Consider the following 12,761-nt stretch of genomic DNA (forward strand, 5'->3'; position numbering starts at 1 on the left):
AGCTCCGTCGATACGATGGGCGCATGCACATCCGACGGGCCGCGATCGCGCTGCTCGCGGCGGGCACCCTCACGGCGTGCAGCGGCGCGCAGCCGGAGCCCGGTCCGCTCGCCCTGGATCGCTCGACGGCGGCCTTCAACCAGGTGGGCATCGACGACGCCCGTACCGACGTGGCCGCGCTGGTGGACGCGGCCACCCGGATCGGCGCCCGGCTCGCGGAACCCGATCCCCGCGCTAGCGCCACCGCGGTCTCCCCGTGGGGGGCGCTGTCCCTGCTGGGGATGCTCCGCGCCGGAGCCGACGGTGCGACGGCGGCCCAGCTCGATGCGGCGGGCCTGGGTGCGGCACGGGATCTGCCCCGCGCGATGGCGGCCCTCACGGGGCAGACCGCGCAGTGGGCGGGCGACCCGGGAACCGTGCCGGCGGGATCGCCGCCGGCCGCACCCCTGTTCCAATCGCAGGTGGCACTGCTGGCGGCGAAGGAACCCGCAGTGCGCGAGTCGTACCTGGAGGCCCTCGCCACGAACTACGGGACGGGTGTGTACCCCGTCGACTTCGACCGTGGAGTGGGGGCGCCCCTGGGCGAGTGGGTGGCGGTGAACACGGGCAGCACGCTGACCTCGTCGCCGCTGCGCACCGATCACGACACCCGGCTCGCTGCGGCCACCACCGCCTATCTCGCGGTAGCGTGGCGGTATCCGTTCGATGCGGCGAACACCCGGCCGCGCCCCTTCACCGCGGTCGACGGCGGTGTGGTCGAACTGCCCACCATGCGGGGGACCGTTCCCGCCCGGGTCGCGGGTGGCGACGGCTTCACCGCACTGCAACTCGATTACGGCGTGGGCACGCTGGCGTTGCAGATCCTGCTGCCCAACCCCGGCGTCCCGCTCGCCGATATCACCGCCGAATCGCGGTTCACCGCGGCGCGCCTGGCGCTGGCCGCGGCGCCTGTGGCGGCGCATGAGGTCTCGCTCCCCAAGTGGCGCAGCACGTCGTGGACGGGCCTGGCCGAGCCGCTGCGCGCGCTGGGCGTGACCGGCGTACTCCCGGGCGGACACGGACTGACGGGGATCGCCGACGGTGCGCCCACACTCACCGATGCCCGCGCGGCCGCGGTGCTGACCGTGGGCGAGAAGGGAACGGCGTCGGACTCGGCTACGGCATCCGCCGCACTCGATCCGCCGCCCGGTCCCGCGCCCTTCGTCGCGGATCGTGCGTTCGCCTACGCGGTGGTGGACACGGCCACCGGGCTCTCCCTCCTCATGGGCACGGTGAACCGCCCCGGGTCCTGAGTTCCTTCGGCGAGCGCAGATTCGGTCTCCAAAAAGTCTACCCGGATTAATCTTTCGCTAAACCCTCCACTTCAGGTTAAGGTTGAGGTCATGACCTCGACCTGGACCCGCGCGCTTCGCGCTGCGGCTCGTTCGGCCTGGGCCCTCACCGGCACCGCGCTCCTCGCCGTCATGGTGGCGCTCGTCGCCGGCGGCACCGCCTTCCTCGTGGCCGCGGGCACCAAGCCTCCCGCGCCGGAGCAGGAACGGGTCAACGCCGAGAACACGCGGGTGGCACTCAAGGCGGCCGACGAGTCACGGGCCCTGTTCGGCCTCGTGTCCAACGGCCTCACCTCCGCGAGCGCGGGACTGAACACCTCGGCGGGCGCGGTACCGCAGATCTTCGACAGCATCGACACCGCGAAGCAGGGCGCCGACCAGCTGGTGACGGGGCTCGACGAGGCATCGTCACTGTCGGTGGCCCTGAACCAGGTGAGCCGCGCGTCCGTGGCGCTGGGCGGCGCTCTCGATCGCACGCAGGGCCTGCAGCAGGTGGCGGCCGGCACCCGGGGCACGCTGGTGGTGCTGCGGCAGCGGCTGGTGGAGAACCCGTCGCCCGGCTCGGCCGGGGCAGTGGCGCAGCTCGACCGCGCGCTGAGCAGTTCCCAGGGCGTGGGCGCCCTCAACGATGTGGCCGGGCTGCGCGGCACGCTCTCCTCGATGTCGGCCAGCCTGTCGAGTGCGTCCGCCAACGCGGACTCGTCGCTGGCCTCAGCGCGCAGCGCGGCACGGCAGCTACGCGACGGTCTCGGGAAACTGGCGAGCGCCCGCAAGGACGTCAACGAGTCGGTCGCGAACCTCACCACGGGCGTCGGCCAGCTCAAGACCGCGCTCGGCGCGATCGACGGGCAGCTCGCCCTCACCCAGACCCGCCTGCGGTCGGTGACCGACGCTCCCGCCCCCGCTCCGGACCCGGGCACCGCCCGGCCCCTGGCGTGGGCGCTCATCGTCGGTGGCATCGCCGGCATCCTGACCTACCTGCTCTCGCTCGCCCTGTCGCACCGTCTGGCCCGCCGCGCCGCAGCCGACGAGACCCTGACCGACGCGGCACCCACTGACGGCGCTCTCATCGACGGCGCTCTCAACGACGGCGCTCTCAACGACGGCGCTCTCAACGACGTTGCCGCCGGAGAACCGGAGGCGGCCGATCCGGGCGGTGCCGAGACCGCACCCGACACCACGCCCCGCGGCCTCCCCCTCCCCGCACTCGCGGCGGCGACCACATCGGGCGACATCTTCACGATCGATCAGGCGCAGGCCGACGAGCAGCCGACCGGTTCGCGGCGCGTGGCACCGCCGGCTGATGCGACATTGGCAGGCGTTGCGGCACAGTCGCACTCCGATAACGAGACCCAGGCCGAGGCGACGGACCAGCCGGGGAAGCGCAGCAAGTCCGGCCGGCGACGTTTCGCGATCGACCGTTCCACCGATACCAATCCGTGGCTGTCGGTATCGATCTCCGGCAGTTCGAGCTAGCTCTACTCGTACACTCCTTCCACCTCCCAACCGTCGGCGTAGCGCAGCAGTAGGGCGCGGCCGTCGTCCCTGTTCGGGGTCGGCTCCAGCAGCACCTGGGCGCGGGCGCGCAGGGTTCCGGCGCCGGGCTCCCACCACCGCTCGTCCACCAGCCACGGCCCGGCCCACCAGCGCAGTGTCCACCCGCGGCTACCCCAGGTCAGATGGGTGGGTTCGGCGGTGAAGGCGCCCCGCTCGGTGACTCGCACCGGGGAGCCCGCCGCATCGGTCACCGCGACCGCGGCCCCGGACAGCAGCACCGCGGGTGCCGGCTCCGGCATGCGGCCCGGCCAGGGTGCCGCAGGGTCTCGGGCGGGCACCGCCTCGTCGCCCAGCGGAGTCCAGGTGACCTGTTCGGCGGGACCGCGGCCGCCGCTGCGCGTCCCCACCCGCACGGCCTCCCCGCCGAGGAGTCCCTGCACCCGCACCAGTGCCCGGCGGAAGCGGGCGGCACCGTCGCCCTCGTCGCCCCACATGCCGGCCTGCAGCGCCCCGGCATCGACCACCTCGACCGGTTCCAGCCGCAGCAGCGTGATCGGTGCGCCCGGGCCGCCCGAGCGGCCGCGGCCACCGGTGAGCCAGCCGTCGATCTGCCAGCGCACCCGGTCGGCCGTGCCGTCGGGAGTCAGCGGCTGCGCGCAGCGCCAGATGCGGGTGTGCCGCTCCCCGTTCTCGGCGACGGCCGAGACCTCCAGCCGCAGGCAGGCCACCCCGGCTGCGGACAGCTTCCGGTGCAGTTCGGCCGCCAGCGCGCGGCCGGCGAAGGCCGCGGCGTCGACCCGGTCGATCGGCGGATCGGGCTGCAGTTCCGCCTCGAGGCCCGGCGGCAGGGGCGCGGTGGACGGCGGCCGATCGGCGACCGCCCGGGCCTGACGGTGCGCGGCGATCGCGTCCACACCGAAGCGGGTGGCCACGTCCGAGGTGGAGAGCGCGGCGAAGGCGCCGAGGGTACGCACACCCAACCGGCGCAGCAGGTCGATCAGCTCGGTGCGGTCCTCCGCGGACAGCGCGGGCTCGGCACCGAGCTGGGCGATGGCCAACGGGGACAAGAACTCCGCCGAGCCTCCGGGCGGGACGATCACCCCGGTGCGGGCGGCCAGCGCCGCGGTGAAGACCTCATCGGCGACCCCGGCGAGGGACTCGGCGCCCACCGAGGAGGCGGCGTCCACCAGCTTCTCCGCCGCCTGCTCCTCACCGCCGAAGAAGCGGGCGGCGCCGCGGGCCGGGATCACGATCAACCCGGGACGCAGCACCTCGATGAGCGGAATCAGCGCGGCCACCGCACCCGCCACCGGTTCGAAGAGCCGCGCATCGCGCCCCGGGTCCGCCGCCGTCACGTGCAGGTCCGGGCAGCGCGCCTGCGAGTCCCGGCGTTTCATACCGCGCCGCACCCCGTCCGCACGGGCGGCGGCGTTGCACGCGATCACCCGGTTACCGTGCAGGACCGCCACGGGGTGATCGGGCGGTAGATCGACATCGGCCGCGGCGGCCGCGGCCGGCCAGTCCGGGCACCACAACGCCAGTATCCGCTGTTCGCGTTCGCTCATCGCGCCACCGCCGCACGCGGTTCCGACAGGCCGCGGTACGGGTTCAGGCAGCCGCGGCCGCGCGCCGAGAAGGCGAGGTCGATGCCGCGGATGCGTCCCCGGCCCGGTTGGCCGCCCGGCCCGGCGTAGCCCTGTACGCGGGCACCGAGGTGCAGGGCGGCGCCCTCCCAGCGGCCGCCCGTCACGAGCAGGACCGCACCCTTGGAGCGGGCCCGCGCCGTGATCGCCCGGCCGCGGCTGGGCGGGACGGCGATACCGCCGAGCCCGCAGAGCACCACATCGGCACCGTCGAGCAGCACGGAGGCCACGGAGACCGGATCGGCCAGCGGGCCTTCGATGAGCGCGATGCGCTCGATATCGGCCCCCTGTTCGAGTGCCGCGGCCATGCCGAAGCCGGTGACCCCGCACAGCGCGACGCGCGCCCCCGCCGCGGTGACGGTGGCCACCAGGGAGACGCCGAGCGAGGCCGCGCCCTCGACGGTGGCCACGCTGCCGCGTGGCAGCCCACCACCCGGAAGCAGCCGGGCCAGTTCCGGATGCACCGGGAGCACACCCTGAGTGAACTGGTGCGATGAGCCCGCTTCCGGCTCCTGAGATGCCGCGGCGAGCCTGCGGGAACCGGCCGGCTGATGTCGTTCCGGAAGCGCCGCGAGCCGCTTGCGCAGCTCCGCCAGCTTCTCCTCGCGACTGCCGGAATCCACCGCGGAAAGCCTGTTGATCACCTGTCGCACCCCTCCCCTAGGTTCTCTTCCGCCGGAGGTTCACCACCCTCGGCGGAGCCGCGGGGAAGACGCGACTCGAAACTGTTTTCGATTGATTCAAGAGTACGACCGGGTGCCGATCGGCGTCAAGAGAGCTGTTCCCGCTCCCGTTTCCGCGTCCCGCTCCTGATACGAAGGGAGCGGGAAGCGGAAACGGGAGCGGGAATGACGACCGTCGGCGGGCGGCCGGAACCCGCCGCACCGAGCGGGGCCTCCGGTACCGCCAGAGCGGACCTACGAGGCCAGCTCGCTCCGCACCAGCTCGGCGAAATCGCGAACGTCCTGTTCGGTGGTGTCCCAGGAGCACATCCAGCGCACCTCACCGCGGGCCTCGTCCCAGAAGTAGAACGGGACCCGCTGCATCAGCGCCTCGGAGGCGGCGTGCGGGAGCACGGCGAAGACGGCGTTGGACTGCACCGGCTGGGTGAGCTCGACGCCGGGGATCTCGCCCACCAGCTCCGCCAGCAGCGTGGCCATCGCGTTCGCGTGCCCCGCGACCCGCAGGTGCAGGCCGTCGGAGAACAGCGCGAGGAACTGCGCGGCGATGAACCGTTGCTTCGAGGCGAGCTGCATCGACAGCTTGCGCACGTACTCGATCCCCTTGGTGGCCTCGGGATTGAGCACCAGCACCAGCTCGCCGCCCAGCAGACCGCTCTTGGTGCCGCCCACACTCACGATGTCGGCGCCGATGTCGGTGGTGATCGCCCGCGGTTCCACACCGAGGCTCGCCGCGGCGTTACCCAGCCGGGAACCGTCGATGTGCAGCAGCCAGCCGCGCTCGTGCGCGTAATCGGCAAGTGCACGAAGCTCATCCACGGTGTACACCGTGCCGAGCTCGGTGGACTGCGCCACCGACAGCACCCGCGGCTGCGCCCAGTGCTCATCGCCGGCCCGGTCCGGGACCGCCGCCGAGATCGCCTCGGGGGTGAGCTTGCCGCCCACCTCGGGCACCACGAAGAGCTTGAGGCCGGCCACCTTCTCGGGCGCGCCGCCCTCGTCGACGTGGATGTGCCCGGAATCCGCGCACACCACGGCCGACCAGCGGTCGCTCACGGCCTGCAGCGCCACCACGTTCGCGCCGGTGCCGTTGAACACCGGGAAGGCCTGCGCGCGTTCACCGAACAGCTCGCGCACCCGCTCCCCCAGTGCGGCGGTGTACTGGTCTCCGCCGTAGGCCACCTGGTGCCCCAGGTTGGCCTCGCCGATCGCGGCCAGCACCTCCGGCAGCACACCGGAGTAGTTGTCGCTCGCGAAACCCCGCTTGGCGGGATCGTGCAGCTGTGTCATGCGGTGGTGTTCTCCTCACCGGGGATCAGGGTGTGCACGGTGCCGTTCAGCTCGGCCGCGGGAACGTCCCACAGCCCGACGAGCCGCTGCGCCACCGTCTCGATCGGCGTGTACCGCGGGAACTTCCGCTCCGGCGAGGCCTCCCGCATCTGCGGGGTGAGCAGCGCCATCACCCGCAGCGCGGTGGCCGCAGCGGCCCCGTCGCCGAAGGCATCGGCGAGCGCGAGGATCCAGGCCTCCGAGGCGGCTTTCGCCGAGGCGTACATCGCGTTCTTGGCGGTCGGCTTCGCGACCGCGGTCGAGGAGATGATCGCCAACCGGGCATCGGAGCTCGCCGCCAGCGGCGCGTAGAACGCCCGGGTCACGCACTGCAGGCTGCGGATCAGGCCCTGGTCCAGGAAATCCCAATCGGCCGGATCGGACTCCTCGATCGCGACACCGCCGCGCCAGCCGCCCACCAGGTGCAGCACACCGTCGATACCGCCGTGATCGGTGACGATGCTCCGCGCCGCCTCGGCGGTCGCCGCATCGTCGCTGAGATCGGCCCGGTAGGCCCGCACGCCGTCGAGCGCGGTGAGAGCGGAATCCGCCTCGCCCCGGCTGATCACGGCCACCCGTGCCCCGCGCTCGACGAGCAGCGCGGTGACCGCCTGTCCGAGGGCGCCGTTCGCGCCCGTCACCACGACGGTGCGCCCGGCGACCCCGGTCACGCCCCGGCCCCGACCTGCTCGGCGTCGGCGGTGATGCCGCGGGTGGAATCGACGACGGCACCCATCTTGCGGCGCAGAGCCTCGAAGAAGACGTTCAGCGGGAACTCGTCCGGCAGGACGAGATCCACCAGACCGCGCGGCTCACCGTCGAGCGGCAACGCCTGCGCGCCCTTCGCCCAGGTGGACCCGGGAGCGGGCACCACGTACGAGGAGACGAACTCGTAGGTGGCCAGCCACTGGCCCACCTTCGACCGGTCGATGCCGGTGCGGTAGAGCTCCTCGATCTCCTCGGCGAGCCGGATCACCTGGAGCGGCAGCTCCTTCCAGTCGAAGGAGAGCCGGTTGTCGCGCCAGCGCAGCGCGCCGTGACGGTGCAGGTAGGCGAACAGCAGCTGACCGCCGAGGCCGTCGTAGTTGCGCACGCGGTTGCCGGTGATCGGGAAGCGGAAGAGCCGATCGCACAGGATGGCCAGCTGCACCGGCAGACCGTACGGATGCCCCTCCTGCTGCAGGCCGTAGGCCTCGCGGAAGGTGGTGAGATCGCAGCGCAGCTCCTCGAGCGCGTACAGCCAGAAGGGCATCCGCTGCTTGATCATGAACGGATCGAAGGGCAGATCACCGCGGCTGTGGGTGCGATCGTGGATCAGATCCCACATCGCGAACGTGGACTGCGCCAGGGCCTGCGAGGCCACCAGCCGCTCACCGTCGGGCGGGAGCTGCAGCGAAAGCACCTCCGAGGCCGCGCCGGTCACCCGGCGGAAGCGGGCCGCCTCACGGTCGCAGAAGATGGCGCCCCAGTGGAACTCGGGGGTCTTCTCCACGGTGACCGTCTCGGGGAAGAGCACCGCGGAATCGGTGTCGTAGCCGGGCGTGAAGTCCTCGAAGGCCACCGCGAGGAACTTGCCGTTGTCGAAGCGCTGCTCGACATCGGCCAGCCAGGTGGGCCAGACCACGGAGAGCAAGACGGCCTCGAAGACCTTGCCCGCGTTGCCGTTCTGCGTGTACATCGGGAAGACCACGAGGTGCTCCGCGCCGTCCACCCGGTCGAGGTCGGGACGGAAGGCGGCCAGCGACTCGTCGAACAGGGGCTTGCCGAAGCCGCCGTCGACCCAGCGCTGGAAGTCGCGCGGCAGCGCGGCGAGGTACTCGGCGTCGTGCGCGAACAGCGGTGCGAGCGCCGCGATCCGGGCCACGATCGTGTCCACGAGCGCTCCGGCCCGGGCGTGATCCGCGGCGTCGGCGATGGAGCCGTCGGCCTCCTGAAGGGCGCGCAGCTCGTTGACGGCGGCCTTCAGGGCGCCCCAGTCGGCGCTCTGCGCGGCGGCCGAGACGGACCGCGCGCCGCGGTCGCCGTGTGCGCCCGAGGCCCAGGTGACCACGTTGGTCCACAGCGTGCGCTGATCGAAATCATCGATCGAATCGTCGCCGAAGAGATCGGAGTCCGCGAAGACCACGACGCGTCCGAGGCCGACCTGCAGGGCTACTGCGAGGGGCCGTCCGGCGGGCGACGCGCTCTCGCTGGTGCGGGCCAGGACGCTGACGCCCGGGGTGCCGGGAGGGCCCACGTCGAGCACGCCGGTGCGGTAGAAACAGGCCTCGTCGACACCGGCGACCAGGCCCTGTCCGCGCAGCTCGGGGGCGATCACGGAGCGGATCCAGGTGGCGTTGCCGCCGAACCGGCGATCGCCCGTGGCCTCCTGCACCACCAGCGACTCCACCGTGACGCCGAAGCGTGCGAGCAGGTCGGCGAGGTTGCTTCCGGAGGTGGCGGTATCGCACTCGGCGAGCACCACGAGGCCGCCGCCGCCGCGCACGTACTGCTCGATCGCGTCGAGCTCGGCATCCGCGTACACCGGGGGCAGGTCACCGGTGACGCGCTCGACGCCGGCGCGCGCCAGATGGGGGATCACGTAGACATCGGCGGCGCGCAGCGCGTCCACCGTGACCTGCGGTGCCGTCGCATCCGTGACGGTCATGCCGCGGCGGCGCAGTGCGTCCACCGCGACGGCGAGGCTGGCATCCTCCGGGTTCACCGGGAGCATCTCGCGGGCGCGCTCGATCGTCGTGGCCCACGCGCTGCTTCGGGCCTGTTCGACCTGCACGCGGGGGAAGACGGTGACATCAGACATAGTCGTTCCCATCGTTTACCTCTTACAACTCTTAACGCGATCTTAGCGGCAAAAACCCGCGGAACCGAACGGAATGCGGAGGTGAAACGTGAACGTAACCGGCCGGGCCCCGGGCCGAGAGCGCGAACGGCCCCGCGGCGCATGCCGCGGGGCCGGAGATCACGGGCCTGATCAGGCCGGGTGGGTCACGCCACGGGATCGGGGTCGCGGTGGGCCGAGGCCGCGGCGATCGGCGTCAGGTCGGCCGTGCGCAGATCCACGGTGGGATCGCGCTTGACCAGCTTGTGCCCGGCCCACAGCCCGAGGAACAGGATCAGCGCGGCGTACGAGGTGAGCACCAGTTCCAGGCCGCCCTCCGAACCGCTGCGGACCGAGACGTAGTACTGGCCCGCGATGACGCCGACGCACATGAGCAGGGCCACCACCGGACCCGCCGGGTACAGCCACGCCTTGTACGGCAGCTCGTCGAGCGAGCGACCCTGCAGGTTCCAGGCCCGGCGGAATCGGTAGTGCGCCCACGCGATACCGATCCAGGTGACGAACCCGGCCACCGATGACGCCGTCACCAGCACCGTGTACGCCTTGCCGTCGCCCACCTTGCTCGCCACGAAGCACAGCGCGCCGATCGCCGCCGTGGCCGCGACGGCCGCCGCGGGGATGCCCGACTTGCTGACCTTGCCGAAGATCTTCGGGGCGCTGCCCTGGACGCCGAGGCCGTACAGCGCGCGGGTGGCGGCGTAGAGGCTGGCGTTGCCCGCCGACAGGATGGCGATCAGGATGACCGCGTTCATGATCGACGCCGCAGCATCGATGCCCGCCAGCTTGAAGACCAAGGTGAACGGGGCCACCGCCACATTCTGGTCCGACGCGTCCAACAGCTCCGGATTGGTGTACGGGATGAGGAAGCCGATGATCGTGAGCGTGCCGATGTAGAACAGCAGGATCCGGAAGAACACCGTGCGCACGGCCTTCGGGATGGCGCTGCGCGGCTCCAACGCCTCGCCCGCGGCCACGGCGATCATCTCCGTGCCCTGGAAGGCGAAACCGGCGATGAGGAAGACCGAGAGCATGCCGAGCGGCCAGTCCACGAAGGGCGCATCACCGATGGTCCAGTTCGAGAAGCCCGGCGACGGCCCATTGATCACACCGAGGACCATGAGCACACCCACGATGAGGAAGACCACCACGGCGATCACCTTGATCGAGGCGAACCAGAACTCGGCCTCACCGAAGGCCTTGACCGCGAACAGGTTCAGCGCGAGCAAGCCACCCAGGAAGATCAGCGACCACACCCACGAGGGCACGTCGGGCAGCCAGAACCGCATGATCAACCCGCCCGCCACCACCTCCGCGGCCAGCGTGATCGACCAGTTGAACCAGTAGTTCCATCCGGCGGCGAAGCCGAACGACGGACTGACGAACCTGGTGCCGTACTCCTCGAACGGGTTGCTGCACGGCATGTACGCCGACATCTCGCCGAGGCTCTGCATCAGGAAGAAGACCATCACGCCCATGAGCGCGTACGCCAGGAGCGCACCACCGGGGCCGGCGGCGTTGATGGTGGCGCCGGATGCCACGAACAGGCCGGTGCCGATGGCACCGCCCAGCGCGATCATGCTGATGTGGCGCGTTTGCAGTCCCTTGCGAAGCGCAGGGTCGGGGGTGATTCCAAGCGGGCTGGACACCCGATGAGAGTAGCGACCCTTTGTTACGGGCGACTACCATTCGTCCAACATGTTCTCGTACGACACCAAATCCGCGCTCGCGAGCGCTGCCGACCTGGTGAACACCGCGCCCGATGCGGACACCGGTCGCGTCGAGCGATTGCCCGACGAGGCCGCGCTGCGCGAGTTCGTGGCGCGATGGGGCTGGACCGGGCCGATCCCGATCCGCGACGACGAGCTGGAGCGGGTGTACGCGGTGCGCGCCCTGCTGCGCGAACTGTGGGACGCCGCCGGCGAGGAATCGCGCGCGGTACCCCTGATCAACCGGATGCTCCGCGAGGCCCAGGTGCTGCCGCAGTTGGCCCGCCACGACGACTGGCCCTACCACCTGCACGGATGGTCGGACGAGACGCCGATCGCCGAACGCTTCCTCGCCGAACCCGCGATGGGCCTGGTGGACATGGTGCGCGCAGACGCTCTGGACCGGCTCCGGGTGTGCTCGGCACCGGACTGCGCGGGGGTGCTCGTGGACTTCACGCGCAATTCCTCGCGCAGGTACTGCGACGACGGCTGCAACAACCGGCTGAATGTAGCCGCGTACCGCGCGCGTCGGGCCTGAGCTCTAGTATCGACCCGTGACGGAATCGACGGGAACCGGTGGGACGACGCGGGGCGTTCCCGGGCCCGACTACCTGGTGGCCGGACGCTACCGCTTGACGTCGAAGATCGGCGGCGGCGGCATGGGCGCCGTGTGGCTGGCCCGCGACGAACGCCTCGACCGCGATGTGGCCGCCAAGCAGGTGATCTCCACCGAGGGACTCACCGACGAGCAGGCCGACGAGCTGCGCCGGCGCGCCCTGCACGAGGGCCGGATCGCCGCCCGCCTGCAGCACCGCAACGCCATCTCGATGTACGACGTGGCCATCGACCGCGGCGAGCCCTGGCTGGTGATGGAGTACCTCCCCTCGCGCTCGCTGGCGCAGGTCCTGCACATGACGGGCAGCATGCCCGACCGGCAGGTGGCCCAGATCGGCGCGCAGGTGGCCGACGCCCTCATCGAGGCACACGAGGCCGGGATCACCCACCGCGACATCAAGCCCGGCAACATCCTGATCGCCAACCGCGGCCGCGCCTCCGGCACGGTCAAGCTCTCCGACTTCGGCATCGCCCGGATCAAGGACGAGAGCCCCGCCAGCCAGTCGGGTGTGATCACCGGGACTCCCGCCTACTTCGCGCCCGAGGTGGCCCGCGGCGGCGAACCCTCGGAGGCCTCCGACCTGTACTCGCTCGGTGCCACCCTGTACACCGCGCTCGAGGGCACGCCGCCCTTCGGCGTGGACGAGGACTCGATGTCGCTGCTGCACAAGGTGGCCCGCGGCAAGATCGATCCGCCGAAGCACACCGGCCCGCTCACCGCGGTGATCCTGGACATGCTGCAGCCGAGCCCCACCAAGCGCCCCTCCCTGGAGGCGGCGCGCGATCGGCTGGCCGAGGTGGCCGCGGCCGGCGGCAACACCGCCGCGGTGCTCGCCTCGCCGCTGCAGCCGGGCGAGGGCGGCACGGCGGTGTGGATGCGGCGCACCGCCGGGGAGCGTTCGCCCCGCGAGCCCCGTGCCACGCGGACGACGCCGTCGGGCAGCACTCCCCGGCCGGCCGCGCCGCGGCCCGCGACGAACTACACGCCGCCGCCGGTGGCCCCGCCGTCCGGGATGTCGAACACCGTGCTCGCGGCCTGGATCATCCTGGGTTTCGTCGTGCTCGCCGCGGTGGTCGCGGGCGTCATCCTGCTGCTCGGATAGCCGCGCACCGGCGGGCGA

General features: G+C 71.8%; 10 protein-coding genes. 4 read left to right on the top strand and 6 right to left on the bottom strand.

Annotated elements, in window-relative coordinates; all coding sequences use genetic code 11:
* Window positions 1–23: 23 nt before the first annotated feature.
* Window positions 24–1,292: a serpin family protein gene (locus TTY48_RS04600; protein ID WP_220656380.1), complete on the top strand. Its 1,269-nt coding sequence runs from the start codon at window positions 24–26 to the stop codon at window positions 1,290–1,292.
* Window positions 1,293–1,382: 90 nt separating this feature from the next.
* Window positions 1,383–2,807, top strand: a complete 1,425-nt coding sequence (locus TTY48_RS04605) for a hypothetical protein (protein ID WP_220656381.1) — start codon at window positions 1,383–1,385, stop codon at window positions 2,805–2,807.
* Window positions 2,808–2,809: 2 nt separating this feature from the next.
* Here TTY48_RS04605 and TTY48_RS04610 read toward each other — a convergent pair whose 3' ends face one another.
* From TTY48_RS04610 to TTY48_RS04635, 6 genes are all read right to left on the bottom strand, one after another.
* The gene (locus tag TTY48_RS04610) at window positions 2,810–4,393 is read right to left on the bottom strand and encodes a DNA polymerase Y family protein (RefSeq protein WP_220656382.1); all 1,584 of its coding nucleotides are present in this window, start codon (window positions 4,391–4,393) and stop codon (window positions 2,810–2,812) included.
* Window positions 4,390–5,094, bottom strand: a complete 705-nt coding sequence (locus TTY48_RS04615) for a hypothetical protein (RefSeq protein WP_220656383.1) — start codon at window positions 5,092–5,094, stop codon at window positions 4,390–4,392. The genes TTY48_RS04610 and TTY48_RS04615 overlap by 4 nt, the downstream gene beginning before the upstream one ends.
* Before the next feature lie 294 nt (window positions 5,095–5,388).
* Complete coding sequence (locus tag TTY48_RS04620; protein ID WP_220656384.1) at window positions 5,389–6,441, bottom strand: low specificity L-threonine aldolase; 1,053 nt, start codon at window positions 6,439–6,441, stop codon at window positions 5,389–5,391.
* A complete protein-coding gene (locus tag TTY48_RS04625) occupies window positions 6,438–7,151 on the bottom strand; it encodes an SDR family oxidoreductase (RefSeq protein ID WP_220656385.1) in 714 nt (237 codons plus the stop codon). The genes TTY48_RS04620 and TTY48_RS04625 overlap by 4 nt, the downstream gene beginning before the upstream one ends.
* The gene (locus TTY48_RS04630; protein WP_255585503.1) at window positions 7,148–9,280 is read right to left on the bottom strand and encodes a DUF6421 family protein; all 2,133 of its coding nucleotides are present in this window, start codon (window positions 9,278–9,280) and stop codon (window positions 7,148–7,150) included. The genes TTY48_RS04625 and TTY48_RS04630 overlap by 4 nt, the downstream gene beginning before the upstream one ends.
* Window positions 9,281–9,465: 185 nt before the next feature.
* Window positions 9,466–10,965 carry an amino acid permease gene (locus TTY48_RS04635; RefSeq protein WP_220656387.1) on the bottom strand — a complete coding sequence of 500 codons (1,500 nt, stop codon included), beginning with the start codon at window positions 10,963–10,965 and terminating at the stop codon, window positions 9,466–9,468.
* Between the two features lie 49 nt (window positions 10,966–11,014).
* Here TTY48_RS04635 and TTY48_RS04640 point away from each other — a divergent pair, with 49 nt between their 5' ends.
* Together TTY48_RS04640 and TTY48_RS04645 are read left to right on the top strand one after the other, a co-directional pair.
* A complete protein-coding gene (locus tag TTY48_RS04640) occupies window positions 11,015–11,563 on the top strand; it encodes an ABATE domain-containing protein (RefSeq protein WP_220656388.1) in 549 nt (182 codons plus the stop codon).
* 16 nt (window positions 11,564–11,579) lie between these two features.
* A complete protein-coding gene (locus TTY48_RS04645) occupies window positions 11,580–12,743 on the top strand; it encodes a serine/threonine-protein kinase (protein WP_220656389.1) in 1,164 nt (387 codons plus the stop codon).
* Window positions 12,744–12,761: the final 18 nt, after the last annotated feature.

Origin of the sequence: Tsukamurella sp. TY48, from assembly GCF_019656655.1 — a bacterium.
GTDB lineage: Bacteria > Actinomycetota > Actinomycetes > Mycobacteriales > Mycobacteriaceae > Tsukamurella > Tsukamurella strandjordii.

What these genes read in the sequence shown, in the direction of transcription:
- TTY48_RS04600 (WP_220656380.1), top strand. Translation starts at nt 24, where the DNA reads ATGCACATCCGACGGGCCGCGATCGCGCTGCTCGCGGCGGGCACCCTC.
- TTY48_RS04605 (WP_220656381.1), top strand. Translation starts at nt 1,383, where the DNA reads ATGACCTCGACCTGGACCCGCGCGCTTCGCGCTGCGGCTCGTTCGGCC.
- TTY48_RS04610 (WP_220656382.1), bottom strand. Translation starts at nt 4,393, where the DNA reads ATGAGCGAACGCGAACAGCGGATACTGGCGTTGTGGTGCCCGGACTGG.
- TTY48_RS04620 (WP_220656384.1), bottom strand. Translation starts at nt 6,441, where the DNA reads ATGACACAGCTGCACGATCCCGCCAAGCGGGGTTTCGCGAGCGACAAC.
- TTY48_RS04630 (WP_255585503.1), bottom strand. Translation starts at nt 9,280, where the DNA reads ATGTCTGATGTCACCGTCTTCCCCCGCGTGCAGGTCGAACAGGCCCGA.
- TTY48_RS04640 (WP_220656388.1), top strand. Translation starts at nt 11,015, where the DNA reads ATGTTCTCGTACGACACCAAATCCGCGCTCGCGAGCGCTGCCGACCTG.